Origin of the sequence: Qipengyuania rhodophyticola (assembly GCF_042493225.1) — a bacterium.
Classification (GTDB): domain Bacteria; phylum Pseudomonadota; class Alphaproteobacteria; order Sphingomonadales; family Sphingomonadaceae; genus Erythrobacter.
Window position 1 is genome coordinate 978,022 of record NZ_CP170454.1, and the last position, 26,276, is coordinate 1,004,297.

General features: G+C 54.3%; 23 protein-coding genes. 9 read left to right on the forward strand and 14 right to left on the reverse strand.

What is annotated here, in order from left to right; genetic code table 11:
- Positions 1–8 precede the first annotated feature (8 nt).
- The 5 genes from ACFCXQ_RS04670 (at position 9) to ACFCXQ_RS04690 (ending at position 6,106) form a co-directional block, all read left to right on the forward strand.
- Positions 9–266: a helix-turn-helix domain-containing protein gene (locus ACFCXQ_RS04670; protein ID WP_379553557.1), complete on the forward strand. Its 258-nt coding sequence runs from the start codon at positions 9–11 to the stop codon at positions 264–266.
- Between the two features lie 464 nt (positions 267–730).
- Positions 731–976 (forward strand): hypothetical protein, encoded by a 246-nt coding sequence (locus ACFCXQ_RS04675; protein ID WP_379553559.1) that lies wholly within the window; start codon positions 731–733, stop codon positions 974–976.
- A gap of 186 nt (positions 977–1,162) precedes the next feature.
- A complete protein-coding gene (locus ACFCXQ_RS04680; protein ID WP_379553560.1) occupies positions 1,163–3,064 on the forward strand; it encodes a hypothetical protein in 1,902 nt (633 codons plus the stop codon).
- Positions 3,065–3,075: 11 nt separating this feature from the next.
- Complete coding sequence (locus ACFCXQ_RS04685) at positions 3,076–5,715, forward strand: RHS repeat domain-containing protein (RefSeq protein ID WP_379553562.1); 2,640 nt, start codon at positions 3,076–3,078, stop codon at positions 5,713–5,715.
- An 82-nt stretch (positions 5,716–5,797) separates the two neighbouring features.
- The gene (locus ACFCXQ_RS04690; protein WP_379553564.1) at positions 5,798–6,106 is read left to right on the forward strand and encodes a hypothetical protein; all 309 of its coding nucleotides are present in this window, start codon (positions 5,798–5,800) and stop codon (positions 6,104–6,106) included.
- A gap of 269 nt (positions 6,107–6,375) precedes the next feature.
- Here ACFCXQ_RS04690 and ACFCXQ_RS04695 read toward each other — a convergent pair whose 3' ends face one another.
- From ACFCXQ_RS04695 to ACFCXQ_RS04720, 6 genes are all read right to left on the reverse strand, one after another.
- Positions 6,376–6,969, reverse strand: a complete 594-nt coding sequence (locus ACFCXQ_RS04695; protein ID WP_379553566.1) for a hypothetical protein — start codon at positions 6,967–6,969, stop codon at positions 6,376–6,378.
- Between the two features lie 32 nt (positions 6,970–7,001).
- Complete coding sequence (locus ACFCXQ_RS04700) at positions 7,002–7,658, reverse strand: recombinase family protein (RefSeq protein WP_379553568.1); 657 nt, start codon at positions 7,656–7,658, stop codon at positions 7,002–7,004.
- A gap of 457 nt (positions 7,659–8,115) precedes the next feature.
- Entirely contained in the window at positions 8,116–8,682 is a 567-nt protein-coding gene (locus ACFCXQ_RS04705; protein ID WP_379553570.1) for a hypothetical protein, read from the reverse strand.
- A 3-nt stretch (positions 8,683–8,685) separates the two neighbouring features.
- A complete protein-coding gene (locus tag ACFCXQ_RS04710; protein ID WP_379553572.1) occupies positions 8,686–9,015 on the reverse strand; it encodes a hypothetical protein in 330 nt (109 codons plus the stop codon).
- The gene (locus ACFCXQ_RS04715) at positions 9,005–10,498 is read right to left on the reverse strand and encodes a hypothetical protein (protein WP_379553574.1); all 1,494 of its coding nucleotides are present in this window, start codon (positions 10,496–10,498) and stop codon (positions 9,005–9,007) included. The genes ACFCXQ_RS04710 and ACFCXQ_RS04715 overlap by 11 nt, the downstream gene beginning before the upstream one ends.
- A 94-nt stretch (positions 10,499–10,592) precedes the next feature.
- Positions 10,593–13,271, reverse strand: a complete 2,679-nt coding sequence (locus ACFCXQ_RS04720) for a DNA polymerase (protein ID WP_379553576.1) — start codon at positions 13,269–13,271, stop codon at positions 10,593–10,595.
- 433 nt (positions 13,272–13,704) lie between these two features.
- Here ACFCXQ_RS04720 and ACFCXQ_RS04725 point away from each other — a divergent pair, with 433 nt between their 5' ends.
- A complete protein-coding gene (locus tag ACFCXQ_RS04725; RefSeq protein WP_379553578.1) occupies positions 13,705–15,876 on the forward strand; it encodes a TonB-dependent receptor in 2,172 nt (723 codons plus the stop codon).
- Here ACFCXQ_RS04725 and ACFCXQ_RS04730 read toward each other — a convergent pair.
- The 4 genes from ACFCXQ_RS04730 to dcd form a co-directional block, all read right to left on the reverse strand.
- Entirely contained in the window at positions 15,873–16,244 is a 372-nt protein-coding gene (locus ACFCXQ_RS04730) for a DoxX family protein (protein ID WP_379553580.1), read from the reverse strand. The two genes, ACFCXQ_RS04725 and ACFCXQ_RS04730, sit on opposite strands and share 4 nt — an antisense overlap.
- Positions 16,245–16,273: 29 nt before the next feature.
- Entirely contained in the window at positions 16,274–17,446 is a 1,173-nt protein-coding gene (locus tag ACFCXQ_RS04735) for a saccharopine dehydrogenase family protein (protein ID WP_379553582.1), read from the reverse strand.
- Between the two features lie 86 nt (positions 17,447–17,532).
- A complete protein-coding gene (locus tag ACFCXQ_RS04740; protein WP_379553584.1) occupies positions 17,533–18,330 on the reverse strand; it encodes an acyl-CoA thioesterase domain-containing protein in 798 nt (265 codons plus the stop codon).
- Between the two features lie 19 nt (positions 18,331–18,349).
- Entirely contained in the window at positions 18,350–18,904 is a 555-nt protein-coding gene (gene dcd / locus ACFCXQ_RS04745; protein WP_379553586.1) for a dCTP deaminase, read from the reverse strand.
- A 170-nt stretch (positions 18,905–19,074) separates the two neighbouring features.
- Between dcd and ACFCXQ_RS04750 the strand changes: the two genes are divergently transcribed.
- Positions 19,075–19,710 carry a DUF6928 family protein gene (locus tag ACFCXQ_RS04750; RefSeq protein ID WP_379553588.1) on the forward strand — a complete coding sequence of 212 codons (636 nt, stop codon included), beginning with the start codon at positions 19,075–19,077 and terminating at the stop codon, positions 19,708–19,710.
- A gap of 39 nt (positions 19,711–19,749) precedes the next feature.
- Here ACFCXQ_RS04750 and ACFCXQ_RS04755 read toward each other — a convergent pair whose 3' ends face one another.
- From ACFCXQ_RS04755 to ACFCXQ_RS04765, 3 genes are all read right to left on the reverse strand, one after another.
- Complete coding sequence (locus tag ACFCXQ_RS04755) at positions 19,750–20,280, reverse strand: hypothetical protein (RefSeq protein WP_379553590.1); 531 nt, start codon at positions 20,278–20,280, stop codon at positions 19,750–19,752.
- An 82-nt stretch (positions 20,281–20,362) separates the two neighbouring features.
- A complete protein-coding gene (mtnP, locus tag ACFCXQ_RS04760) occupies positions 20,363–21,244 on the reverse strand; it encodes an S-methyl-5'-thioadenosine phosphorylase (RefSeq protein WP_379553592.1) in 882 nt (293 codons plus the stop codon).
- Between the two features lie 11 nt (positions 21,245–21,255).
- The gene (locus ACFCXQ_RS04765; RefSeq protein WP_379553594.1) at positions 21,256–22,407 is read right to left on the reverse strand and encodes an acyl-CoA dehydrogenase family protein; all 1,152 of its coding nucleotides are present in this window, start codon (positions 22,405–22,407) and stop codon (positions 21,256–21,258) included.
- Positions 22,408–22,512: 105 nt separating this feature from the next.
- Here ACFCXQ_RS04765 and ACFCXQ_RS04770 point away from each other — a divergent pair, with 105 nt between their 5' ends.
- Together ACFCXQ_RS04770 and ACFCXQ_RS04775 are read left to right on the forward strand one after the other, a co-directional pair.
- Positions 22,513–23,586: a Gfo/Idh/MocA family protein gene (locus ACFCXQ_RS04770; protein ID WP_379553596.1), complete on the forward strand. Its 1,074-nt coding sequence runs from the start codon at positions 22,513–22,515 to the stop codon at positions 23,584–23,586.
- 4 nt (positions 23,587–23,590) lie between these two features.
- On the forward strand, positions 23,591–24,502 hold the full coding sequence (locus tag ACFCXQ_RS04775; protein ID WP_379553598.1) for a TauD/TfdA family dioxygenase: 912 nt from the start codon (positions 23,591–23,593) through the stop codon (positions 24,500–24,502).
- Here the strand turns inward: ACFCXQ_RS04775 and ACFCXQ_RS04780 are convergent.
- The gene (locus tag ACFCXQ_RS04780; RefSeq protein ID WP_379553599.1) at positions 24,499–26,211 is read right to left on the reverse strand and encodes a solute:sodium symporter family transporter; all 1,713 of its coding nucleotides are present in this window, start codon (positions 26,209–26,211) and stop codon (positions 24,499–24,501) included. The two genes, ACFCXQ_RS04775 and ACFCXQ_RS04780, sit on opposite strands and share 4 nt — an antisense overlap.
- Positions 26,212–26,276 lie beyond the last annotated feature (65 nt).

Genomic DNA, 26,276 nt, shown 5'->3' on the forward strand with positions numbered 1-26,276 from the left:
GAGCGAAAATGTCGAGATCACTGTTCACAAAAGCGAACGAGAAGCTTGTTGAGGTGTTGATCGAAGCTCGACAGAAGGCAGGCCTGCGTCAGGCTGATGTTGCTAAAAAACTTGGCAAGAATCAGAGCTACGTCAGCAACATCGAACGGGGTCAGAGACGTGTTGATGTGGTCGAATTCTACGTCTTAGCTAAAGCGATGAATGTTGATCCAAGCGAACTCTTTGATCGAGCGGTCAAGGATTTCCCAGAAACGCTTGAGATTTAGAATACATCCGCTTTTAAGCGGTCAGCGCAAGATAGCTAACGTCCGAGATTGGGATGGATTCCAGACATTCATGAGGGCTGGTGTGAGCCAGCGCTAAGGAGCTTTGGGGGCTCTCGCTGGCTCACGAGCATTGGATAGTGAGGTGGGATGGTTCCTGCAAATGAGGTTGGGCACAAGTCGGTGGGAATATACGCGAATCACCTTCCCCCTTCGCCCGATCATTTGGGGCTATTCTTAGCCAGCCTTGGCTCATTGCTGCGTAGCCCCTTGGTCATTTGAGCGGCTTTCGGGAGTTTTCTGAAAGAACTTATTCACAGGCTTTCAAGACTGCGTCTCCTCGGCGGAGGTTGGTTTTTTGTCGCAAACTTACAATTACTACGTCTTCGGGTTCGCGGTTGGTCAGTTGACTTGATCTCACAAATGTAAACTTTGAAGTCCAACTAATATTTGGGGGTATTGGGCGTATGGTTCGTTTATTCTTGTTGGTGACAGCAAGCGCTGGGTGTTTGGCTATTGCTTCGCAAGTCAATGCGCAATCGAGCACTGAGACCTATACTTATGATGCGCAGGGCCGCCTGATTAAGGTCGAGACCGCTGGTGGTAGCAATGACAAGAAGAAGTCGGTGATCTGCTACGACAAGGCCGGCAATCGCAAAGAATATAAGGCGGCGAGCGGTAATTCGCAGCCAACCTGTCCCCCTACCCAATAGCAGATCTTCTTTGGGCCGCGCTGATCGGCGCAGCTGCGACCAATCGCTCATTCCACCGTACAGCATTAAAGCAAGCAAGGTTCTCCACGAAATATGACAACAAAACCTCAGGCGCGCTTCGAGCTTAGGTCCGCCTCATTGGCTGGAGATGAAACTTTTGAGGTGAGCAGCCTCATGATGAGGAACATGATGAAAGCTGCTCTCAGCCTTAGCAAACACCGTCATGGCATAAGCGCAAGCGTGCTTGCTCTAACTGCTGGTCTGGCGCTGTCTCCATACAGCGCTAGCGCCCAATCTGGCCCTGATGGTCCTGAGCCGCCGCCGTCCTTCGATACTGAGACGCCAACCGGCGTCAGCATTGATAGCGGGGCCTATAATTACAGCGAGGCTGATCTTGCTATTGGCCAGGGTGAATGGCCTCAAGCGCTGAGCCTCACGCGCAGCTATCGCAGCGATATGGATGTGGGCCTAGCCAATGCCTCAGGCGTGCGCACACAAGGCTGGTCGACCAATATCTATGGACGGATAACCGCAAGAGCGACAGCCATTGAGGGCGCAGGCGATCTTGATCCAGGCGGCGGCTTTCCTGATCCCACGAATGAACCTGAATGGGTCAATACGAGCGTGGTGCTCGGAACCGGCTCCATTGGCTTTCTGGATTCTTCCGTGCAGTCGCCTGGCCCCTATGAGCCGGACTCGCGTAGACGCGATACGCTGACGTACCTATCCAATGGCAAGCATCGCTATATCGCAAGCGATGGCGCAGAACTGATGTTTGCAACTGTGAGCAATGGCTATCGGATTGAGAGCTGGCTGGCAGCGGACGGAACAAAGCTCACCTATCACTACTCATCGAACGGCCAGCCCAAGGCCGTCTTCTCCAGCCGCGCGCAAGCCATCCTATTTGAGCAAGGCACAGCTAATACCTGGTCAAAGGCCTGCGTAGTCAATCTGGCGGAGCATTATGTGCTGCCAGCCTCGAACTGTCCGGCGGGTGTGCAGTCGGTGAGTTACGGCTATACCTTCCCCAGCGGAAAGCCGCCCCAGCTTGTCTCGGCCACAAGCGCCGTGGGCGATACAACGCAGTATCAATACTCCTCGCGTGATCACATAAGCTGCATCAAGCAGGCCGGACAATCGAGCTGCCTGGTCAGCAATACCTATAATGTCTGTCAGCCGCAGCCCAATACACCGACAGCCAATGTGAAGCGCTTTGATCAGGTGATCTCGCAAACGCTGGCAACTGGCGAGACCTATACCTTTAGCTTTGATCCAACTCCGAACTGCCCGATTGAGCCGACTGGTTCGCCAAACTCAACGCAGGTTCTTAGCGTGACCGATGCTGATGGCGCCGTAACAACGCTGGGCCGCGATCATCTTGGGCGGGTTAAGCAAATAACCGATCCGCTTGGCCGGGTTACTACGCGCGAGTTTATGGTTGGCGAGCCAGGCTTTTTTGTCGATCCGCTGCCAGAGGCGCAGGTGCTACCCAATGGCCGCCGGATGGAATTTACGTATGTGGGCGGTAATCTGTCGCAAACGTTGAGCAAGCCGGTGGCAGGCTCGGGCAACACCAACATCGTTGCCAGCGCCTCCTATGCATCGAGCTGTACATCGACGACGCGCAAGACCTGCAACAAGCCGACTTCGACCACGGATGCTGAGGGCAACACAACCAACTACACCTATGCAAGTCAGCATGGGGGCATGCTGACTGCAACGCAGCCAGCCGATAGCAGCGGTATCAGGCCGCAGACCCGCTATACCTACGCTCAGCGCTATGCTTGGTTTAAGAACAGCAGTGGCAGTTATAGGCGAGCATCAACGCCTGTTTGGGTGCTGATCTCTGAAGAGTTTTGCAAGAGCACCGCTGCCTCGGGTAGCGGCTGCGCTGGCGGAGCCTCGGATGAGGTGGTGACCACCTATGAGTATCAGAACGGAAGCTCCAGCAAGGGCAGCAATCTGTTCCGTGTGGGCATGGCGGTGACTGCTGACGGGCAGACATTGCGCACGTGTTACGGCCTTGATGAATATGGCCGCCAGATCTCCGAGACCCAGCCCAAGGCTGGTCTGACGAGCTGTCAGTGAGGGGGCGGGATATGAAGAAGCTAACCATACTCGCTCTTGCTGGGCTTAGCGCAGCAGTACTGCCGACAATGGCTGCCGCGCAGGCAAGCCCCTCTCCTTACACTTCGGCCACGCGCTACGACGCAGCGGGCCGTGTTGTGGGTACGATAGCTCCCGATCCTGATGGCGGCGGCGCGCTTAAGTATCTCGCCACCCGCACAAGCTATGATGCGCGCGGTAATGTGACCAAGGTTGAGAGCGGAGAGCTTTCCAGTTGGAAGAGCGAAGCCTACGATCCACACACCCAATGGACCGGCTTTACGATCCACACCACCGCTGAGACCACTTACGATGCGTCCAATCGCAAGCTGACTGATCGCGTAAAGGGCTCAAACGGGGTTACGGTTAGCCTTACCCAATATAGCTATGACAGTGTTGGCCGTCTTGAATGCACAGCCCTCCGTATGAACCCGGCTGTCTATGGTTCGCTTTCTGCCAGCGCCTGTACTTTGGGCACGCAGGGCAGCGATGGCCCTGACCGGATTACCAAGACGATTTATGATGCCGCTGGCCAGGTGCTGCAGAACCGCAAGGCGGTGGGAACACCGATTGAGGTCGCAGACTCGACCTATAGCTACACCGCCAATGGTCAGATCGCTCAAGTGGTCGATGCCAATGGCAACCGCGCTGAGCTGCGCTATGACGGACATGACCGGCAGAACCGCTGGGTGTTCCCCTCCAAGACGCGGCCGAGCAGCTTCAACGATGCAACACCTGCGAGCGCCATGTCCAGCGCAGGCGCGCTCAACGTTGGTGATTACGAAGCCTATACCTACGACAACAACGGCAATCGGCTAAGCCTGCGCAAACGCGATGGCTCAACCATCAGCTACCAGTACGACAACCTCAACCGGATGACAGCGAAGATCGTGCCGGAACGGGCTGGGCTGTCAGCAAGCCATACGCGCGATGTTCATTACAGCTACGATCTGCGCGGGCTGCCACTTAGAACGCGCTTTGACTCGCTTGCGAATGGAGCGCCTGGTCAGACCAATGAATATGACGGGTTTGGCAGGCTGACAAAAACCTACGACACCATGACCAATATTGGTCGGTACCTTTGGTATCAATACGATGCCAATGGCAATCGGACCAGGATCACGCATCCTGATGGGCAGTACTTCACATATGCCCTCGACGGGCTGAACCGTACAACGCTGGTCCAGCGCAATGGCAGTGCCGGTATGGCCACGTTCAGCTACAACAGCAGAGGTTTGCAGCACACACACGGCGCTGGGTTCTGGACAACCTATGGGTATGATCCCAGCGGACGGCTAAGCAGCATCAGTCACAACCCAGCTGGTAGCTCGAGTGATGTGACGTGGAGTTACACGCGCAATCCTGCTTCTCAGATTGCTTCTGAAACGCAGAACAATGACAGCTATTCCTGGGATGGCCATGTTAACTTGAACCGCAGCTATACCACCAACGGTCTCAATCAATACACTGGGGCAGGCGGGGCAAGCTTCTGTTACGACGCGAATGGCAATCTCACCGCTGATGGCGGATACGTCTATCTCTATGATGTTGAGAATAGGCTCGTGGCTAAGCGCACCCAGATCAATACCAATTGCAGCGCTTTGTCTTACGCAGGCGCATTGGAAGCTGATCTACGGTATGATCCGCTTGGCCGTTTGCGTTGGGTTGCGGATGGCTCCGGGAGCCCGGTGAAGTTTGTCTACGACGGCAATGCATTGGTTGCAGAATATGCTGCGAATGGCACCCTGCTGCGACGCCATGTCCATGGCAACAATGTTGAGGCTGATGATCCGCTCTTCACCTTCGAAGGCTCGTCGACAGCAAACAGCGCGCTGCGCCTACTTCGCGCAGACCCACGTGGCAGTATCGTTCTTGTCACAAACAGCAGCACACCGCTCGCCGTCAACACTTATGACGAATTTGGCATCCCGGACACTGCCTCAGGCAATGACATCGCGACCAAGGGCCGCTTCCGCTACACCGGCCAGGCCTGGATCCCCAAGATCGGCATGTATTACTACAAGGCCCGCATCTACTCACCTACCCTCGGCCGCTTCCTCCAAACCGATCCCATCGGATATGAAGATCAGTACAACCTCTATGCCTATGTCGCAAATGATCCAATAAATAACGTCGACCCCACGGGGGAGCGGTCGCTTCGAGATATTGCTGCCGGCATTGAGGCGGCGTTGAACGACCCAGTCTTAGGTAATGTATTGGACCCACTCGGTACAGGAAGAGATGCACGGGCGACTATACGAGATATTGGGGCTGCAATCGAAAACCCATCGCTCGAGAGCGCTGGCGCGGTTGTTGCTTCAGTGGCATGCTCAGCTACGAGGGTTTGTCGTGCAGCAGAGAGAGGAGTCAAGCGGCTTGTTTCCAAGGGAAAAGTTGGTGATAGGGTGCAAACACCAGACAGCTCCCCCGAGTCCTTCACTAAGCTCAAGGGCAGCCAAGGGTTCAAAAACAAGAAAACCGGTGAGATCTTCCAGAAGAGCAAAACAAACCATAGCAATGATCCGAAAGGTGAATTCAAGGTAGGCACAAAACCTGGAAAACCACCGACCAAGAGTGAGAAGGTGACCGTTACACGCAGTAACTGCGAAATTTCGAAGAAGGATGGTTGCTAATATAAATGGTATGGATGCAGTTGAGCTCTTTCAGAATGCCCGGGCGAAGTGGCCGCGAAGCGTTGATCTTGGGATCACGGGTGTGAACGACAATCACGCTATATTTTGGCCGTTGATTGATGCCTATGAAACGATTGAAGAAAACATCTCAGATACTGATCCTTGGATGCAAATAGCCACGTGGACGATGCATCAATGCTTGATGAAGTTGGCTAAAACCAGGGTGATCAATGGGAACAAATGCGTTAGAATTTCTGACGTTACACTCGCCATGTTTGACAAATTCCTTCGTGAAAACCTTCTAGATGAATCGTGGGAGGTTGAGCGGCGATTGTATGTCGAATCAAACGGACCACATCCTTTAGCAGCACTCGGAGGTAGCGAAGGATGAACTGACTTGGGTTCTAAAGAGCCATTCATTGATGTTGTAAAACCAACGGAGCATCTCGAAGCTAATGTAGTTGCAACATGGAATGAGGCGCAGGTCGAGAGCCAAACCAGACGACCCATTCAAACGTTCCGATCCATTGCCCGAGATCATTCGACTTACGGTGGCAATTTACATCTGATTTTGGGTCGTTTCCTGACTGTCTGCCTTAGCCAAATGTGGTGATCAAAATTGCCATCCGATGATAAGCTAGGGATGGTGTCGGAAGCCAGCTACTCGAACCATAGTTTTTCGTCAGGGGCTTTCAGAACGCAATCGTTGTCATCATAGGATTTGCCAAAAGTCTCAATGAAGTGCAGCTCTTCACCTTCATAGGTAAATCCGACGACAATCTCATGGTCCCAGAAGTCAACTTCTCGCAGTTCCAGTTTCCGAGAGTCAAAGGGCTCTTCGATTGAGAGATCTATGATGCAATTGCCTTTTTCGCGTGACCTCGAGAATAGCACATATCCAGTGTGCTCAGAGAATTTATCTGAAAGAACAAGATCATGTTTCTTAATCAACGCTTGCCACTCCGGCTCGGCATTGTCGGCAACGACTTTGGAATGATTCATCTCATCGAGGACTAAAATACGATCGATGTCCTCGATCCCGTAGTTGTGAGCAAAGTTGTTAATGTCATGCCACTGAGGCAATGCAACGCCCTTATCACTTAGGTCATCTGGACCACCAGTGAGGTCGTTTATGTGCGCCAAAAACCCATCTTTGGATTGTTGGACCCAATAATCGCCTGCGTCGTTTGAGATGGAACCAAGGCAGAATTCACCGCCGCTCCCCTTGATTTCTATCCGATATTGAAACGACATCAACAAGCCCCCTTAGAATGTACAATCGAGCTTCAGCATAAAGCGGGTACTGGCACGATCTTCAACCGCGAAGCCAAGTTTTTTATCGTCTGAGGGTGAAACTTGCCATCGCGAAAGCAAGGTATGCAGGAACGATTAAGCTCGTCGGCAATAGCTCGATAAGACATTCCGGCATCAAGCATTGGTAGGACGATAGGAGCCAAATTGATCGCAAACTCATCAGCAGATCGCTTATTCTCTTGAGCAAGCTGCTTGCCATTCACTCCCAGCTTAACGCCGCGTCTTTTGGCTTCCGCTAGAGCTGCCTTGGTGCGCTGAGATATAAGTCTACGTTCCTCTTGGGCCAGCGCCGCAAAGATGTGCAGTTGGAAGTCAGTTGCAGTAGGCATCTCAGCAACAACAAGATCAACACCTTCATCCATGATCCGGGAAATGAAGCTGACCTTCCTTGAAAAACGGTCAAGCTTGGCGATCAGCAGCTTTGCAGATTCACGCTTGGCCATCCGGATAGCGTTCCAAAGCTCATCCCGAATATCTTTGCCCCCAGAAGCGGTTTCCACAAACTCCGCTACTAACTCGTCATCGTCTGACAGAAAGTCGGTTATACTCGCTCGTTGGGCAGCCAATCCCAGCCCAGACTTCTGCTGTTTGGATGTCGAAACCCTCAGGTAGGCAACATACCTTGTCATATCTCGTCTCCGTCGAAAGCAAACGTTGGTTTACTTTTGACGCTTCGGACCTTTCAAGTGTTGCCTCAACATCGTATTGCGTTGATCGAGTGTGATGTTGTGAAGCTAGGGAGACGCAAGAGACAATGAAATGTCCAAAGTGCCAGCATACGGGGTTCAACTGGCTGGAGGAACCTGACGAGAGTATACACGCTTATCGTGTTGAATGCGGAAGGTGCGGGACCTTCGTAAAGTGGGGAAACGAAGATCAATTCGACAGTGTGCAACACTTGGATGGCGTAAAGCGCGTTGCACACGAAGAACCACCGCCATCGCCTACGATTGATCGTTTCTTCACAGAGAGATAAAGTAGAGGCCTGAACGCTAACATATGTGGTTAGGCTGAAAGAGGATTTTCAAGTCGTGATGATCCGAGTGTATGGGCTATAGCACACAGTAAAGAACTCCTAACAAGCTGTTATGGTACAAGTAGGTCGTCTTGTACCTCAAGAGCATCTCGGACGGTCCTGTCGATGTCATCTGCATAAAGTTTGAGACGTTTCAGTGTGGCAATCTGACCATGCTTTTCCGCCGCTGCTGTACGCAGGACGATGTTGATCATATCCCAACTTGTTTCGCCATCATAAATGGCTTTGCCATTGGCAAGTGTGCCCCAATCGGTTCCGTCGCAGAAATCGGCTCGATCAGCGTCTTCCAAGGCAGTAGCTAGAGCGTCTTGCAACAGGTTTATCTCGAGACCTATCGCGTCTACCATTGCGACCACAGCTGAAGCATTTTTGTCAGCTTTGGCAACGAGAAGATGGGCGGATTTAAGATCGCCAACTAGGCCGTCCAAAGCAGCTTCGATACGAGCCCTAAGTCGATCCCATCGATCAAGTCGCCGCTGGTCGCTCCGAATTTCCTCCGCCACACTATTGGTGTGAATACGGTTCCGCCAGTTCCATATGAGATTTGCAAAGATGCCCGATCCGGCGACTATCCAAGTGATAATCTGAGCGTCGGTAATTACTGCCCCCTGTGACACCGGTCAGAGTGGAGCTTTGCGATCCATCAGGATATTCTGCAAACCACGATCAATTTGCCGTTGAATAAGGTCTGATGCCTCGATTGTGTACGACTGCTTGAATGCGTCAAGATCATTGTCCAGCGAACGCAGAGAAGCAGTGAAGAGACCTTGAACAAACGACGGACTGATTCCGTACAAATCGTCAGGAACACGGATAGTATGTCGAACGCCATCGCGGTCCAAAGCATCGAGCTTGAACAGATCACGCGCAGCCAGACCTCGCTCATGGCCGCTCAAATTGTGGACTTTGCCTTCGGTAAGTACACCGAGGTCAATGGCTTCAATTTGCATCGTCCTCCTCCTTAGGAATCAACAATTGCGGATCGAGAGTGAACCCAACCGATACAAGCGTACCGGCGAAATGTGCCGGGAGCTTGAATGCAACGCTAGAGTCGGGCGGCAGTTCAGGATTGTTTTCACGGTTGCACCATTGCAGCCGCCTACCAAATTTATCCGTGACTCCAGCTAATATAGGATTTCCGAGCCGAATGCACGAATTTCCTGACACTATCGTTACGCGAACATCTGAGCCAGGCACATTGCAAGCCCCCAGATCACCGGCAACCTCGAGGACGTCCTGCAAGCCCGTACCTCCTCGACCAAATTCGTCGGAGTAGGATTTGGAAGTGATCGTGTCCTGCAGTGCAAGTACCGTCATGAGGCCGTCTTCGGAAAGCACACCATCCTTATGCTTGGCGAGATAACTTTCGGTTTTCGAGAGAATCTCAGCTGGGGCTTTTGACATCGATTGAGCGATAGATTGTCCGACATTTAAAAAACTGAGATAGCAATGAAATTTCAACGCGCCATCTTGCGCCTCACGCGCAGCCATGAATGCGCTCATGGACCAATCACCATCTACAGATCCAGGAATGCTATGCCGTTCCGCATTGCATAGTAACTCACCAACCATGTTCTGGATCAGGCCCTTGCCTTTCCCACTAAGTTCGAGCGCTGTCTCGGCTTTTTTCTCGAAACATGCGATCCACAACCAGTCATCAATAAGGCCGACAAGTTTGTCAGCGAGTTTCTCGCGATCCGCCGGTTTCAACTGTCGATTTGGATCCGTTGAGGTTTGTCGAGGTCGCCGCCTTACAATGGGGAAAGCAGATACTTGTCGATGATCCCGTACGGACGACAAGCCGATACCAAGGTCCTTGTCCAGCTCCATTGCCGATAAGACCTTCTGTACTGATTGTGACATAACGCCGCCCCGAAAGACATGCGACATTTGGGGCCAAATTTCTGCGAGAACTAGATAGGCTCCAACATCCAGACATCGCTCATCAGTAAAATCAATGAACGCATTTACCTCGCTACGTTCAATCTTGGCGAGTGACTGTAGCTGGCTTATCGTGCCGACTGGATCGTCCAGGAAGTTGAGCGGGCCTAGCCGAAGCCTGCGGTAATCCGACCGATAGCTGCGTGCAATAATCGGTCTCCACTCCTGAGGTCGGGCAGGATCAAGGTTGTCGAGCAACGGTGAACTTTTGAACTTACGCAGCAGCTCGCCAAAGGGCGGGATGTCATTTGATGTCCGGACCAGTTTCTTGCGAAGTGCTCTAGTTTTATCGGCGGCATGGCGTCTAGCAGCTGCGCGAATGCTTGGATCAGGATGATTGCCCCCTGATCGCTTGAGGATGCGCCGACGCATCTTACGCGTCTCGCTCTGAAGCGAAAGACGCAACTGCTTCTTCTCATCGAGCTGGAGACTCCGAGCGTCGTATCCAGGGCCGAAGAATTCGCGCAGTTTCTGAAGGGGCTTCTTGGCCATGCTGCTCTTATGGTGGAACCTATATACAACCGCGACACTGCTTTGGTGCTTTATCTACAATTGTGCAGCGAAGCTGGCACTAACCGAACAAAAGTCATTGAGCGTTTGGCGAGAAAATCATGGGCGCTCCGGAGCTACTCAAAAGATCAATACCCTTACCAGTTGAAAGCAACACACTCGCGTCCAAGTTAGAGAACACTTTCTTCAATCGCTTTAGCGCCTCACGAACATCTGGTGTGTCTGGGCATGCGTTCAAAATGAGTGGCTTACGAGCATTCTCGACATCAGTTCGTTTGCAAGGGATGCCCGCATCCGTGAGGATATCAGCAAAAGCTTGAGCGGATTTACCGTCGATACGCTTGCACAGTCCGGCTTTGGACTGGTGCCATGAAGCACAAAGCATTTGTCGTAGCCGAGTGATGTCTGGCCGGCTCTTCTTTAGATATTTTGAGTCAGCTTCCGAGAGCGTGGACTGTGAAAGAACATAAATTGCGAAAGACTCATAGTCATCGAGTGATTTGATACAGCGCGGATCGGCAAGACCATAAGTGGTCCAATAGTCTCTAACGCGAACGAACTCCTCTACAGTTTGCCAAGGATCGGTTGAATAAGCCACATGGCCATGTTCTTTGTCTTGCCACACGCTGCTGGGCTTACGCTTCCAATCAAACTCCATGTTCAAACGCTTAGATAGAGACTTCTCGACCAGATCGGCATCAAACTCGATGATGTCCCTAACGCCCGTTTTAATATTGAGGGGTATTTCATCGTCAGGTTTTCGATCAAGAAACATCTTAACAATGTTGGCATTTCGAACGCGGTCAGAGTCGAAATACTCAGGGGTGTATATGCCCCCTTTAGCAAGGACGATATTCACGCTATCGCCTTGGTCCGTAAGACCATCTTTCAAAGTTGCTTGTCCCCGTGCTCTCCAGCCTAACAACTGACGCACCTGATGCTTTACTTCAAGCATAGTGGGATCGCCTGTCAGCGCCCCTCTACTTTTACGGAACAGGTCAGCGATTGGACCTTTTGAAGCTTCAGCAATTTGGTCGGCAGTGGCATTGGTCAAGAAGCCATCGGTGGTGCAGCTAAAGACGCAAACGTCCTTAGGTAGAGCGTTCATAATCTCGCCCAGCGCAGACCTTACGAATGAGGTAATGTAGGCAGCAAAGAAGGGGTTTGTGATCTTGCTAGGTGGTAAAGGCTTCGTTTCCTGATCGCGAAGATCATAGACACGCTTCTTTCGAAGTCCTTGGGCCGTTTTACCATAGCTGGAATTGCTAAGTTCCTTCCAGAAGAGAGCTTTTAACGAGCCTTTCGGATAGGAAAGCCGCTTCTTAATGCAATCGCTGATGAAACTTCCAAAGATTGGAGTCTCAACATCGGTGGGAACAATCACTCCATGAAGGATCTTGATCTTCGCTCCGAGAGATTTAGCCAACGCAATTTCTGGAGCAGCGCAATAACACTCACCTGCTCTTGGGAACACAAGACCGTTCTCGGTCCGAACAGGAAGCGTTGGGTATCGAACGGATTTGGGAAACTTGAATGTGATGTTGGCCATGCCAAGAGTAGCAGGTGTGTAGTCAGCAACCTTCAGCGATACTTTGAGATTGTGCCAGTCAGGTTTGCCTATCAAAGCCATGGCCGTGGGATAGGCACCTGCCAGATCATAATCGGTCCAGTAGTCTTCAAACGAGGGACCAAACCAAAATTGCTCGTTTCGGCCACCATGATAGCATTCAGTAGCAAGTGGTACGTGCCAATCGACCTGCTTCAAATTGACGGTCTTGGTTTGCTTGACGAACCTATTTCGCTTCTTGCTGTAGTATTGCTGCTCGAGCTTCTCTTGGCCGAGCAGCTCTAGCGGATCAATTTTCAGATCACTCTTCCAAGCATCCATTAGAAGATCGACCCCAATCGAGGTCAGCGTGGCTGGAACCTTTCTCTGTCCTAAGATGTCATCACACTGATCAATCAACTGTTCGAGATAACGGACACAGATCACGGCATCGCGGATGGCATATTCCTCGAAGAGATCAGGATTGTCCTGAAGAAGGGCATCCATGTTAGCTTTGTAATGAAGAGCCTTTTCAGGATCGGGGTCTAGCGACAGCTTCTCTAGACCCACCAGGTCACCAAGAGCTGCAAGGCTTTTGGATGTTGCTGGTGTCAATAACATCGTGTCCCTAAGGATAACCTTCAAATCGACCTTATCGATTTCAGAGAAGCGGATCGTGACAGGTATGTAATTGCCAATGTTAAGAAAGGTGTTTCGAACGCTTGAGATCAGTTCCGTTATGTTCTTGAAGTCACCGAAAGCAGGGAAGTCAGCTCGTGTGAAGTGGCCAGCAATGTAGATTGTCGATGGGATTTTTGAGATGGAACCAGAATTGATTCCCTCGGCAAAAGCGAACAGGAGGACATCCGTTAGATTGAGACGTTTTTCACCGTCGGGATAGCAAATGCCACTCCATTCCTTAGCTTCCGGCTGATGCGGATCATAAACGCTACAGTGGAACTGATAAGAGAGAACCTTGTACTTTCCGTCTCCAGCTCGTATTTCTTCATAAGACAAGGCTTCGTCCGGTGTTTTAAACTCGGTATCAAAGCCAAGAATGAGATATTCATCGGAGTTTGTTTCTCCGTAAAAGTTCCCACTCTCCACCCATAGGCAACTTTTACTGAAGTTGTTATCCTGATCCCGAAGGATAACTTCCGTCTCAGCTGTTGTTTTTAAAGACTTTTCGTCTCGATCTTTGGAATTCATGATCTACCAAGAAAGTTGGAGTTGATCTCAGAAGATATCTGAAGGAGAACGTTCGTCAAACACACGGATCTGAGAAACACTCAAGGATCAGTGTTTCAAAGTCGGTATTCGAATACTATTCGGATTGAAGTCACTAAGAAAATCCGATTTCAAAACAAGCAGTTAGCATCGCATCGAATATTGCCAAGGTTGGGGTCGGGCGTTCGAATCGCCTCGCCCGCTCCATTTTCTTATCCAGATGTCGATGGTAGTCCACGCCGGGTCGCGCGAGCACAATGCGCGCGCCTAGACCACAGCTTGCACGCCGTGGCTCGCCCTTCCACCGACCCTGTGTCGCGTTTTGGTGACACTCCATGGCGTTGACCAGCCAAATCACGCATTTCGTGGAATTGCCGCTTGCAAAGCAAAATGCGGTGCGTATTGGCTTGAAGATATGTTGTATCATACAAAAAGTATCGCCCGTGCCGGAACCTCTCTGGCTGCACTTTCTTTAACATTGCTGGCTGTGCCAGCTCTTGCTGAGGATGCTGACGCGACTGCCTCAGAAGCCACATCGGATGAGGACCGGGTTGGTGACCCGCATTATCGCGGTGAGATTATCGTCGCGGCAGATGGCCTTAGTGAGCTTGACTTTATCTCCGGCCAAGATGTGCTCGAGATTGCTGACATTCAGGAAAACCTGAATGGCCAGATCGGTGAAGTACTGGCGAAACTTCCCGGCGTTACTGCCACAAGTTTTGCGCCCGGTGCCTCGCGTCCGATCCTGCGCGGGCTTGATGGTGAGCGTGTTCGTGTGCTGATTGATGGTCTTGGCACCGCGGACGTCGGCAATACCTCGGCTGACCACGCGACCACAATTGACCCACTGACAGTTGAGCGGATCGAAGTTTTACGGGGTCCCGCATCTTTGCTTTACGGAAGTCAGGCAATCGGCGGCGTGGTGAACGTCATTGATAAGCGTATCCCGATTGCTCTGCCCGAGAATGGAATTCACGTCGACGCGCTGGGCGCAGTCGACACGGCCAGCAATCTCATTAGCGGCGGCGCATCACTCGACTTTGCGATTGGCGAGAGCTTCGTCGTTCACGTCGACGGCTCATACCGCGACACCGACGATCTTGAAATTGGCGGTTTCCAAATCGCTCCTGAATTGCGTCAGGACTTGTTTGATGACGCCAATGAAGAAGAAGCCGAGGGCGAGCTCGAAGAAGCAGAGGAGCTGCGCGAAGCCGCTTCGCAGCAGGATTTCTTGCCGAACAGCTCGACCGAGACTTACACCATCAATGGCGGCCTTGGGGTAATTCTTGGCGACTCTACCTTTGGTGCTTCCCTCGGCTATTACGACACCAATTACGGCGTCGTCGGCAACCCTGAAGGTGGCCACCATGGCGAAGAGGGTGAAGAAGGCGAAGAAGAAGGCGGCGAGGAAGAAGAGGGCGAAGAAGTCGTCACAATCGGCCTTGAGCAATTCCGTGCAGATTTCCGCGGCGATATTGCGCTAGGCAGCGGCTTCTTTTCGCGTCTGAAAATCCGTGCCGGTTTCTCCGATTACACGCATACTGAATTTGAAGGCGATGAAGTTGGTACGGTTTTCGATACTGAAACGCTCGAAGCACGCGCCGAGCTGGTCCAGTCGGGCGGCGGAATAATTGGCGCGCAATACACCTTCCGCGATTTTCAGGCGGTCGGTGAAGAGGCGTTTGTCGCGCCCAACGAGACCACGCAATTCGCGCTGTTTACCGTTCAGGAATATGACCTTGACGGTTTCCAGATAGAGGGCGCCGCGCGCTACGAAATCGTCGACGTGAAGTCGCAACCGCTTAATCTGGAGCGCGACTTCAATCTGTTCTCGGGGGCGTTGTCACTCGTCGCATCGCCATTTGACAGTGAAGATGTGCGTTTGGGGCTCACCGGTTCGCGCTCTGAACGTGCACCCGCTGGCGAAGAGCTCTTCGCGAACGGTCCGCACATTGCGACGCAATCATTTGAGATTGGTGACCCTGACCTCGAAGTCGAAAGCGCATGGGGGCTTGAGGCCTTCGCACGCGGCGGAATTGGCGGCGCGCAATTTGGCGTCTCGATTTACGGCCAATGGTTCGATGACTTTATTTTCCTTCAGCCCACCGGCGAGGAAGAAGACGATCTGCCAGTATTCGTATTCTTGCAGCAAGATGCGACGTTCTACGGGATTGAAGGCGATGTCACCTTCCCGATTATCGACACTGACAGTTTTGGCCTGACCGCTGATCTGCGCGCTTCGTATGTCGAGGCAGAGCTGGACGATGACACCAATGTCCCGCGCATTCCGCCGCTTAGCTTGCTTGGTGCGCTGGAGGCTGAGGCTGGCCCGTTTGAGCTACGCGGAGAAGTGCAGTGGTTCGGCGAGCAGAATGACGTTGCTGAGTTTGAAACCACGACGGACGATTTCACGCTGGTAAACATGTATGTCTCGTGGCGCCCATTGCCCAGCAATCGCAATGTCGTGTTGCAGTTGGCTGGTGAGAACCTGTTCGACACCGTCGGTCGTCGGCACTCTAGCTTCACGAAGGATTTCGTGCCGCTGCCGGGCCGGAATATTCGGGCGAGTGTGCGCCTGAGCTTCTAAGCTGACGGAGATTGGCGGGCGGCTTCCTCATAGGCAAAGACCATGAGGAGGCCGCCAGCTATCGCTAGGTTTTTGAGCGCAAGCGTGACTTCGATCTGCTGGCTGAAGTCGTAGTGAAAAAACGCGATTGTGAGCAGGGTGAAACCGCTCATGATCGGTGCGACAATGCGCGGGAATTTCCCAAGCGCGAGTAATATCCCGCTCACCAGCTCAAATACACCCGTAGGCGCCGCCAGGAAGCCTGGCAACACGCTCGCCGTCTCGATGTACTCACTGGTTGCGCTGATGCTGGTCAGTTTGTTGATCCCCGCCAGAACGAACAAAGCGGCGAGCATGATGCGTGCGGTGATCAGTGCTGGTTTGGCCATGCGTAATTCCTCTCACATAGAAGTGTCGATCACTGGTCCTCGACTGCGAAGCTCAGCTCTGCATGTTCTTCGAGCCGCTTGACCAGGTCTTCGCCGAGGAATGATCCTGGTGTGCCGACACCGCCGGGCGCATCGCTTTCGAGCAATGCCATGCCGGTCTCGCCAATCATCCGGCTGGTTGAGCCGTAGCCGGGATCATACTTGCCTTTGACGCCGTAGTGCAGCGTTTCGCCATCCGACATCTCGCCCACAAACAGCACATCGTAAAAGCCGTTCTCGCGCTCTTCCTTGGTCGGGCCTTCGCCCGGCTTTGGTGGTTTTGAACCGAACGGATTTTTCAGCATTTCGGTCGCGGCCTTAGCAGCTTTTTCGCCCAGTTCGCCCGCGCTGGTCAGCATCATCTCATCATATTTGAAGTCTTCGCCATATGGGTGACCGAGCAGGAAATTTGTGCGATGCACATTCTTAGTGTTGATCGCCGCCATGATGAACGGCGCGGCCCATTTGCCAAGGCTTTCGTCATATTCTGGCACCAGGCCTGATGGCTGAGTTGGGCCTTCAAAGCCTGGCGTCAGACCAAAAGAGCTTTGCAGGATTGGGATCAGCTTGGGATTTTTGGCGATAGATTTCATGGTTGCGGTCAGGCTGGCCGCGGTGCCGCCAGAAAATGTGCCCTGCATCGCGCGAACACGGCCTTTCACACGGGGTGCAGGAGCGCCGAATTTTGCCTTCGCTTCCTTTTGCAACATGAACACGCCCAGATCGAATGGGATCGAGTCGAACCCGCTGGAGAAGCAAATGCGCGCGCCGCTGCTCTTGGCCGCTTCGTGATGCGCATCGATTTTCTCACGCATCCAGCCCGGCTCACCGCACAAATCGGCATAGTCGGTGCCAGTGTTGACGCAGGCTTCGACCAGCGCATCGCCGTAGAGCTGATACGGGCCGACGGTGGTGAGGACGACTTTGGTGCGCTCACACATCGCCTCAAGGCTTGCCGGGTCATCGGAATTCGCAACGATCAGAGGCGTGTCAGCAGGCGCGCCCACTTCATCGCGCACTTGCTCCAGCTTGGTCAGGCTGCGTCCAGCCATGGCCCACTTGGGACCGCCACCGCCAGCATATTCGCGCAGGAAGTGTTCCGCCACGAGCCGCCCAGTATAGCCGGTTGCGCCGTAAATAATGATGTCGAATTCTGAAGCCATGGGTGTTCTCTCCTTTGCCGATATGCATGACGCTAGCGAGCGAGAGAGTCAAAGCCGTTACGGCATGTGGGCGCTGGCTTAGGCCTCTAACCTGCGGCAGGAATGCGCGGCAGCACGCCGGTTTGACTGGAAATCGCGAGCAGTTTGCCATCTTCGCTGAAATGACGCGCGCTACCATGCACCGCGCCGCGATCAAACGCGCCATATTCGGTGACGCTTAGCACCCAGCCGGGCTCGCTCGCCTGGATGAAACGAAGCGTTGTATCGAGACTTGATCCGCCATGCGTGCTGGTGTGTGCGCCAAGGAAGAAATCCGAGACAACGCCGAGCCATGCGGCATCAATCGCAAAGCCTGCTTTGGATCGGGTCCACGCCGCCTCATAGCCCTTTGCCTCATCGACATGCGCCACGCGGCGCTCGACCTGACCGATCAGATTGTCATCAAAACCATTATGATCTGGCGGTTTGATCGCGCAGTCCTTTGGCGCGGGCACATCTGGCATTACGGCGAATTGGACATGCTCGGATGGTTCGCGCGCTCCGACGGCCGCATTGACCCGGTGCGTTGGACGGCCATTGACTGATATATCCGCCTGCCATTGCCCGATGGAACGCCCGCCGCCGCATTGCTCAACGCTAATCGTTAGCTCCTCGGCGTGCTGCGTTGGGCTGAGGAATTGCATATTAGCCCACAGCAGCGGCATCTCGCTCGCTAGCTCTAATGCGTCGATCACCGCGCCCAGTGCAGAGCCGCCCATAACGTGCGCCGCGCCTTCTGACCCGACCGTCGCAGGGCGTGTGACGGGAAGAATGTATTTGCCATCCGCCGGACCAAATCCCTCAGCCGGGACGACCCGCCAGAATGGGAAATTGGCGACGGTCATTGGTGGAGCTGCAGCGGTTTCAAAGCTTCGGCAGCGTCACGCCGCGCTGCCCCATATATTTGCCAGCACGGTCAGCATAGGTGACTTCTGGCCGCTCATTGCCCTGCAGGAACAGAAATTGGCACGCGCCTTCATTTGCGTAGATCTTCGCGGGCAGCGGCGTGGTGTTGGAAAACTCCAATGTCACGTGACCTTCCCAGCCCGGCTCAAGTGGGGTCACATTCACAATTATGCCGCACCGCGCATAAGTGGACTTGCCCAAGCAAATCACAAGCACATCGTCAGGGATGCGGAAATATTCGACCGTGCGTGCCAAAGCGAAGGAATTGGGCGGGATGATGCACACGTCCGTTTCGCGGTCGACCAGACTTTCAGAATCAAAACTCTTGGGGTCGACAGTTGCGGAGTTCACATTGGTGAAAATCTTGAACTCAGGCGCAACGCGCGCGTCATAACCAAACGAAGACACGCCGTAGGAGATCACCCCTTCGCGCCGCTGGGCTTCGACAAATGGCTCTATCATGCCCTTTGTTTGCGCCTGTTCCCGAATCCATTTGTCTGAGAGAATCGCCATGGGAGAGTGATTCCTGATTGTCGCGTTACCGGCAAGCTGAAACGTTAAAATATCCGTGGAGGCTCGCCTCTACTTACAAGGCTGGTCTTTTTTACGCTCGTTCGCTAAAAAATTCTCGGTATATTAATCAGCTCGGGCTATCAGATCCTAGATAGAATAAGGAGTTGCAGATGGGTGCCAAAGCTTGGTTTGTGGCTTGCTTCGACAACGAGCCCAAAGAGACATTGGGCGCTAATCCCCAACTTGATCGGGATGCTTCATTTTCTTTGGCAAAGAGCCTGCTCCCAAATGCGAAGATCGAGGCGCGAGAAGACGGCAGTCTTAGCTTTCTTAATCCGGATGATGGTGAAATCTTTGTTGGCGTTTACGGGGACCTAAAGATTGTGGCTCACACTGACCTTTCGGGTGATTTCCCATCTCGCATCGATGCTCGATGGCGCAGCCTTGATCTCGGATCGAAGGCCTATCTTCATGCTACTCATTCGGCTGTGGATTGGTGTTCCTTCGCGCTTTGGGACAAGGGAACGCTAGTTCGTGCCCTGGGTGTCTCTCCCGATAGCGGCGTTCAAGAGGACATTGGTGAACGTTTGCCGTTCGAGGTCCCATTTTGGGATGGCTTACACTCATTGGACGATGAGTTCGAAGATGACGAACCGTATCCGCTGCCCTTCCATCCGCTTGAGCTTTCAGAAACAGCACTCTTGTCGATGCTAGGCATCCAGTTCGAAGGATCCCCGGACGACTGGGTTTGTGATCCGGAAGACGTCCCGATAATGAAGTTCGCAGTGATCACAAGCCCATGGTAAAAGTTCTGGTAACGAGGGCGACTTCATGGATCGCGTCCGCTACTTAATAACCTTTGCGCCCAAATGCGGGTTCATGGTTGTAATATGGTTCAGCCATTTCTTCGGGCGGCGCAGCATCTTTTGCGGATAGGTCACTTTAAGGCCGACGATCTTAGCAATCTCGCCGACAAAATGGATGCAATTGCGCGTATCGAGATCGTAAAACTTACCCGGCGCATTTCGCCATTCTTCGACCAGCGCTTTGATGCGGTGATACTGGTCATCCGATAGCGATACGGTAAAATGCCGATTGGTCTTGGTCAGCCATTTGTCTTTCTCGACCAAAATGGTGTGTTTGACCGGCCCCTGCAGAACGGCCGGTGTCGCGCGCTTGGCCGAAAAGCCGTAGTTCTCTTTGATGACCTTGCCGCTCGCCTCCAGCGTGCCGTCCAGCACAATGAATGTGTGCGGATAGCGGCCAAACAGCACCGAGCCATTAAAGCTGTGAAAGCTCAATTGGACATCCGCGGCGGCCGGAACTGTCCAGACGAGCGCGAGCGCGGCTAGGATTAAACGGAGAATGCGTCCCATGAGCCTCACTTTAGGGGAGGACGAAACCGAATGACAATGAGAGTTTGCCGAGAGCGCCACTAATTGCCACTATCTGCCGCAATCATTCTGTAGCTTGCGAGAATAGCCGCCCAGCCACTGCATCGAGCTTTGAAACCAGCGTCTTGTCATGCTTGTCAGGCGCAGTGATCACTGCATCATCGAGCACGGTGTCGATTGGCGATGCTTGTCGTTTCGCGGGCAATAGCGCGAAGAACTCATCCAAAGCCTTGCGCGCCATTTCTCCATTGGCCTGCATCTGCGCGATGATTTCGCTGACATCGACCGCCGCCTCGGCGTCGCGCCAGCTATCCCAATCGGTGACCATCGCGAGCAGCGCGTAAGGCAGCTCAGCTTCGCGGGCGAGCTTCGCCTCGGGCATGCCGGTCATTCCAATGACATGTGCGCCCCATTGCCGGTACATCTTGCTTTCAGCTCGAGTTGAAAATTGCGGCCCCTCCATGGCGAGATAGGTTGCGCCCTGCATCGGCTCACCGCCTGCCTTTTGCACGGCTTGTCCGGCGAGTGTCGATAGGCGCGGGCAAACCGGATCGCCCATGCCGACATGCGCCACAAAGCCATTGTCGAAGAAGGTTGAGGGGCGCCCCTTTGTGTTGTCGATGAATTGATCGACCGTCACAAACTGACCTGGTGGCAAATCCTCGGAAAGTGATCCGACCGCGCTGATCGCGAGAATATCGGTGCAGCCAGTGCGTTTGAGCGCATCGATATTAGCGCGCGCATTGAGCCGTCCGGGAAGTACGGTGTGCCCGCGCCCGTGACGCGGCAAAAACCGCACTTTCACATGACCAACGCGCCCGCACAGGATCTCGTCCGAAGGCTCGCCCCAAGGTGACTGGACCGAAAGCCACTGCGCCTCTTCCAGCGCGTCAATCTCGTAGAGGCCTGACCCGCCAATCACGCCAATGGTCCATTCTTCGCTCATCGGTATTCCCTTTAATAAGACTTAGGCAGGCCGAGCACATGCTCAGCTATATAGGCCAGGATCAGATTGGTTGATATCGGCGCGACTTGATACAGCCGCGTCTCGCGATATTTGCGCTCTATGTCGAATTCGGCGGCAAAGCCAAAGCCGCCATGGGTTTGAATGCAGGTTTCGCCCGCTGCGCAGCTGGCGTCCGCCGCGAGCATTTTGGCCATATTGGCCTCTGCCCCGACATCTTCGCCTGCTTCATATTTGCGCAGGCCCTCATGCACCATCAGCTCGGCGGCACGCATATCGGCATAGGCACGCGCGAGCGGAAACTGGATACCTTGGTTCTTGCCAATTGGATTGCCAAAGACGCTGCGGTCTTGGGCGTAATCGGTTGCCTTCTTAAGGAACCACTTGGCGTCCCCGACGCACTCCGCCGCGATCAACAGGCGTTCTGCGTTCATGCCGGATAGGATGTAGCGAAAGCCCTTGCCTTCCTCGCCAATCAGGTTTTCCGCAGGCACTTTCAGGTCTTCAATGAAAATCTCCGTGCTGGAGTGATTCATCATCGTGTCGATCGGGCGAATGCTCAGGCCATTGCCGATTGCCTCGCGCATATCGACCAGAAAAACCGACAGGCCATCGGTGCGCTTCATCGCCTCTTCGCGCGGCGTGGTGCGCGCAAGCAGAAGCATCAGGTCAGAATGTTCGGCCCGGCTGGTCCAGATTTTCTGGCCATTGATGATGTAATTGTCGCCCCCACGCTTGGCGACAGTCTTGAGCGAAAGCGTGTCGGTCCCGCTGGTCGGCTCGGTCACACCAAAGGCTTGCAAGCGTAATTCGCCGCTCGCAATCTTGGGCAAATAAGCGGCCTTTTGCGCGTCCGAACCGTGCCGCAGCAGCGTGCCCATAATATACATTTGTGCATGACACGCCCCGCCATTGCAGCCCTGCATCTGGATCTCTTCGAGGATCGCGGCTGCGCCTGATAGGGGCAAGCCCGCTCCGCCAAATTCCTCTGGGATGAGCGCTGCAAGATACCCCTCACGCGTCAGCGCTTCGACAAATTCGCTTGGGTATTCGCGCTTGTCATCCTTCGCGCGCCAATATTCGCCTGGATATTCTGCGCATACTTTGGCAACGGCGCGGCGGATCTCGTCAAATTGGTTAGTCATGCGGGCTGTCATGGTGCAGCAAGCGCGCCCTGCCAATAGTGAAATTTACGAGAGCGTAATCGCAAGGTGCTTGCGCTTGCGCGGCGCACACGACACAGGACAGGCGTGAGTAGACAAAGAAACTATGCGATCATCGGCTGCGGCATGATGGGGCGCGAGCATATGCGCAATATTGCGCTTGTGCCGGATGCGCAGCTGGTGGCGATCGCTGACCCGGATGCGGGATCGCGCGAGGAGGCGGCGGCGTTGGCGGCCGAACTCGGCCAGACGCCCGCGCTGTATGACGATGCGGCGAGGCTCTACGCCGCGCATCCACTCGACGCGGTCATTATCGCCTCGCCCAACTTCACGCATTTCCAAGTGGTGCAGCAGGCGATGGCGCAAGGCGTTGCGATCCTCGTTGAAAAGCCGTTTTGCACCAAGGTAGACGATGCCCGCGCGCTCGAGGCGATGATCGCGGATTATGATCCGCTTGTCTGGGTGGGGCTCGAATATCGCTATATGCCGCCGGTCGCGCGCTTCGCCGAGCGAGCGCAGGCTGGCGAGGCGGGTGATATCCGCATGCTCTCCATTCGCGAGCATCGTTTTCCGTTTCTGGAGAAGGTCGGCGATTGGAACCGCTTCAATCGCAATACGGGCGGCACTTTAGTCGAGAAATGCTGCCACTTCTTTGATCTGATGCGGCATATCTTGCGCGATGAGCCAGTGCGGATTTTCGCGAGCGGTGGGCAGGATGTGAACCATCTGGACGAGCGCTATGATGGCGAGACGCCTGATATTATCGACAATGCCTATGTGCTGGTTGATTTTGCTGGCGGCGTGCGGGCTGTGCTGGATCTGTGCATGTTTGCGGAGGGCGCGGAGCAGCAGGAAGAGATCTGTGTGGTGGGTAATAAGGGGCGGCTTGATGTGGCGATCCCGGCGGCAACGGTCACTTTTGCGCCGCGTGACAAAAGCGGCGCGCAGGTCGAGCATGTTGAGACGCCTGCAGATGCTCTCGCAGCGGGCGATCATCACGGTGCGACCTATTTCCAGCTGCGTGATTTTCACGAGGCGCTGGTGAAAGGGCTGCCGCCCAAACTGAGCGCACGCGATGGCACGCGTTCGGTTGAAATGGGCGCGGCGGCACAGCAATCCATTGCAACGGGCCTGCCCGTGACGCTGAATTTTGTGAGCTAGAACTATGTCAGAGAGCACACCTAACATCATTGAAGGCAAGGGAAGTCTTGCCGTCTTTGTCGCCACTCACAAAGCCGCACTTGATGCGGGGCTTGGCGGCGGCGGCGCAGTGCTCATGCGCGGCTTTGACGTGCGCGACGCGCATGTCTTTGACGCTGTGGTTGAGGCGTATGGCGAGCCGGGTTTCACTTATGAAGAGTCGCTCTCCAATGCGGTCCGGGTGAATGTGACGCCGCGTGTGTTCACTGCCAATGAAGCGCCGCCGACCACTGAAATTCACTTGCATCATGAGATGGCGCAGACGCCGCTCTATCCGAGTAAGCTATTCTTTTACTGCGAGATTGCGGCAGCGGAAGGCGGGGCTACCCCGCTATGCAGATCTGATCTCCTATTCGCGCAATTGGCCGAGCAAAACCCGGGGCTGGCGGAGACATTTGAGAATCGCGGCGTACGTTATACGAACACTATGCCCGGCGCAGATGATGCTGGATCGGGGCAGGGCCGCAGCTGGCGCAGCACGCTGGGCGTCGATACCCGCGAGGCGGCGGAAGCGCGGCTGTCCGAGCTAAGCTATACGTGGGAGTGGCAGGTAGACGGCAGCTTGCGGGTGACGACTGCGACGCTGCCTGCGGTTCGTGATCTGGGCGATGGCCGTAAGAGCTTTTTCAATCAGCTGATTGCCGCTTTTCGCGGATGGTCGGACAGCCGCAATGATCCCTCGCGCGCGTTAACATTTGGCGATGGCGAGCAGATTACGTCGGAGGATATGGCGCCGATCATCGCGCTCGCTGATGAGCTGACTTATGATCACGCATGGCAGGAAGGCGACGTTGTGCTGGTCGATAATTTTGCGGTGATGCATGGGCGGCGGCCCTTTGCCGGAAAGCGCCGGGTGCTCGCCTCGCTTATTGGCTAGCTTGCTGAGTCAACTTGCTGTCCGCGCGCGGCCAAAAACCATACTGCTAGATTGGCCAGCGCCAGAACCGCCATCATTATCGCGAGCAATGAGCCCGCACCTCCGGTTTGCGCCACGCCAATCGGTGAGAAGAGCAGATATAGCCCCACTACGCAGCTAAACAGCGTGAACGCCGTTGGCCTCGCAAAGCGCCACGGTGTCATATCCACTTCGCTCTTGCTTGGCGGCACATAGGCCTCTGCACGCGGATGCCAATATCCCGCCGCTAGCATGATCGCGATTTCTATGACGAATAGCACGGCATAAAGGTGGATGAAGTGCAGCGTGATCACATCGTCAAATACAAAACGGATGAGGCCATAAGCGGTGACATGGAAGATGATCACCAGCTTTGCCCCGAGTGCCGGGACACGCCGCGTGAACAGGCCGATGATGACAATCGCGACGGTGGGAATATTATAGAAGCCGGTGAAAACGCGGACGACTTGCCACAGGCCTTCCTCGGCAAAATAGAGCAGCGGTGCGATCCCGAAAGAGAACAGCGCGATCACTATGCTGACGAATTTTGCGACCCTCACCAGCTCTTTGTCGCTCGCTTTATCGCCGCGAGCAGGGGCGTAGATATCGAGCGTGAACAGAGTCGCGGCGCTGTTGAGCAATGAGTTGAACGAACTGAACACCGCGCCGAGCAGCACCGCCAGAAACAGCCCAGTCAAATAAGTCGGTAGAACATCGCGAATGAGGCGCGGATAGGCCTCGTCGATCGAGCCCATGCCTGCACCATAAAGGTGAAACGCAATCACCCCCGGGATCATCATCATGAAGGGCACCATGATCTTGAAGAAACCGCTCGCGAGGATGCCCTTTTGCCCCTCTGCCAGCGACTGCGCACCCAATGTGCGCTGGATCACATATTGATTGGTGCACCAGTAAAACAGATTGGCAAAAATCATGCCCGTGAAGATCGTGCCGAAGGGCGTGGGATCGGTCGCGCTGCCGATTGCATTCAGTTTTTCCGGATGGTCGGAAACCAGCCGGTCAAACCCCGCGCCAAAGCTGCCATCACCCAGCAGCATAATGCCCAGCACCGGCACCAGCATGCCGATGAATAGCAGGCCGATGCCGTTGAGCGTGTCGGAGACCGCCACCGCCTTTAGCCCGCCCAGCACGGCATAGGCGGCGCCAGTGATACCAATCACGATGACAGTCGCCAAAAGAGCGGGAAATGTGCTCATCCCGGTCAGCGATGGCACATCGAAAAACGCCATCACCGCTAGCGAGCCAGAATAAAGCACTGACGGGATAGTCACCAAGCCATAGCCGAGCATAAATAGAAGCACAGACATGCGCCGCACCGTCGGATCGAACCGGTCGTTGAGGAATTCGGGCAGGGTGGTGAAAGCGCCAGCGAGATACCTCGGCAGGAATAGGAACGCCATTGCGATGGTCGCCACAGCCGCCGTCACTTCCCACGCCATACTGGACAGATTGTGGCCATATGCCGAGCCATTGAGGCCGATTAGCTGCTCCGCAGAGAGGTTCGTCAGCAGCAATGAGCCCGCAATAAATGTCGCGCCAAGGCCCCGTCCGGCAAGGAAATAGCCGTCCTTGGTTTCGGCAGTCCCGCGCGTTTTGAGCCAGCTGACCCATGCGACCAGCGCCATCGCCGCGATGCAGGTGAGTGCGGTAAAAATGAGAGATCCGTCCATTGGCAAGCATCCTTCGCCCAGCGGCGGGCGCGGCGCAAGCTCCCATCCGCTGCGCTAGTCCCACA

Bases quoted from the DNA above. Each gene is read 5' to 3' on its own strand.
- ACFCXQ_RS04670 (WP_379553557.1), top strand. From the start codon at position 9: ATGTCGAGATCACTGTTCACAAAAGCGAACGAGAAGCTTGTTGAGGTG.
- ACFCXQ_RS04675 (WP_379553559.1), top strand. From the start codon at position 731: ATGGTTCGTTTATTCTTGTTGGTGACAGCAAGCGCTGGGTGTTTGGCT.
- ACFCXQ_RS04680 (WP_379553560.1), top strand. From the start codon at position 1,163: ATGATGAAAGCTGCTCTCAGCCTTAGCAAACACCGTCATGGCATAAGC.
- ACFCXQ_RS04685 (WP_379553562.1), top strand. From the start codon at position 3,076: ATGAAGAAGCTAACCATACTCGCTCTTGCTGGGCTTAGCGCAGCAGTA.
- ACFCXQ_RS04695 (WP_379553566.1), bottom strand. From the start codon at position 6,969: ATGTCGTTTCAATATCGGATAGAAATCAAGGGGAGCGGCGGTGAATTC.
- ACFCXQ_RS04700 (WP_379553568.1), bottom strand. From the start codon at position 7,658: ATGACAAGGTATGTTGCCTACCTGAGGGTTTCGACATCCAAACAGCAG.
- ACFCXQ_RS04710 (WP_379553572.1), bottom strand. From the start codon at position 9,015: ATGCAAATTGAAGCCATTGACCTCGGTGTACTTACCGAAGGCAAAGTC.
- ACFCXQ_RS04715 (WP_379553574.1), bottom strand. From the start codon at position 10,498: ATGGCCAAGAAGCCCCTTCAGAAACTGCGCGAATTCTTCGGCCCTGGA.
- ACFCXQ_RS04720 (WP_379553576.1), bottom strand. From the start codon at position 13,271: ATGAATTCCAAAGATCGAGACGAAAAGTCTTTAAAAACAACAGCTGAG.
- ACFCXQ_RS04725 (WP_379553578.1), top strand. From the start codon at position 13,705: ATGTTGTATCATACAAAAAGTATCGCCCGTGCCGGAACCTCTCTGGCT.
- ACFCXQ_RS04730 (WP_379553580.1), bottom strand. From the start codon at position 16,244: ATGGCCAAACCAGCACTGATCACCGCACGCATCATGCTCGCCGCTTTG.
- ACFCXQ_RS04735 (WP_379553582.1), bottom strand. From the start codon at position 17,446: ATGGCTTCAGAATTCGACATCATTATTTACGGCGCAACCGGCTATACT.
- ACFCXQ_RS04740 (WP_379553584.1), bottom strand. From the start codon at position 18,330: ATGACCGTCGCCAATTTCCCATTCTGGCGGGTCGTCCCGGCTGAGGGA.
- dcd (WP_379553586.1), bottom strand. From the start codon at position 18,904: ATGGCGATTCTCTCAGACAAATGGATTCGGGAACAGGCGCAAACAAAG.
- ACFCXQ_RS04750 (WP_379553588.1), top strand. From the start codon at position 19,075: ATGGGTGCCAAAGCTTGGTTTGTGGCTTGCTTCGACAACGAGCCCAAA.
- ACFCXQ_RS04755 (WP_379553590.1), bottom strand. From the start codon at position 20,280: ATGGGACGCATTCTCCGTTTAATCCTAGCCGCGCTCGCGCTCGTCTGG.
- mtnP (WP_379553592.1), bottom strand. From the start codon at position 21,244: ATGAGCGAAGAATGGACCATTGGCGTGATTGGCGGGTCAGGCCTCTAC.
- ACFCXQ_RS04765 (WP_379553594.1), bottom strand. From the start codon at position 22,407: ATGACTAACCAATTTGACGAGATCCGCCGCGCCGTTGCCAAAGTATGC.
- ACFCXQ_RS04775 (WP_379553598.1), top strand. From the start codon at position 23,591: ATGTCAGAGAGCACACCTAACATCATTGAAGGCAAGGGAAGTCTTGCC.
- ACFCXQ_RS04780 (WP_379553599.1), bottom strand. From the start codon at position 26,211: ATGGACGGATCTCTCATTTTTACCGCACTCACCTGCATCGCGGCGATG.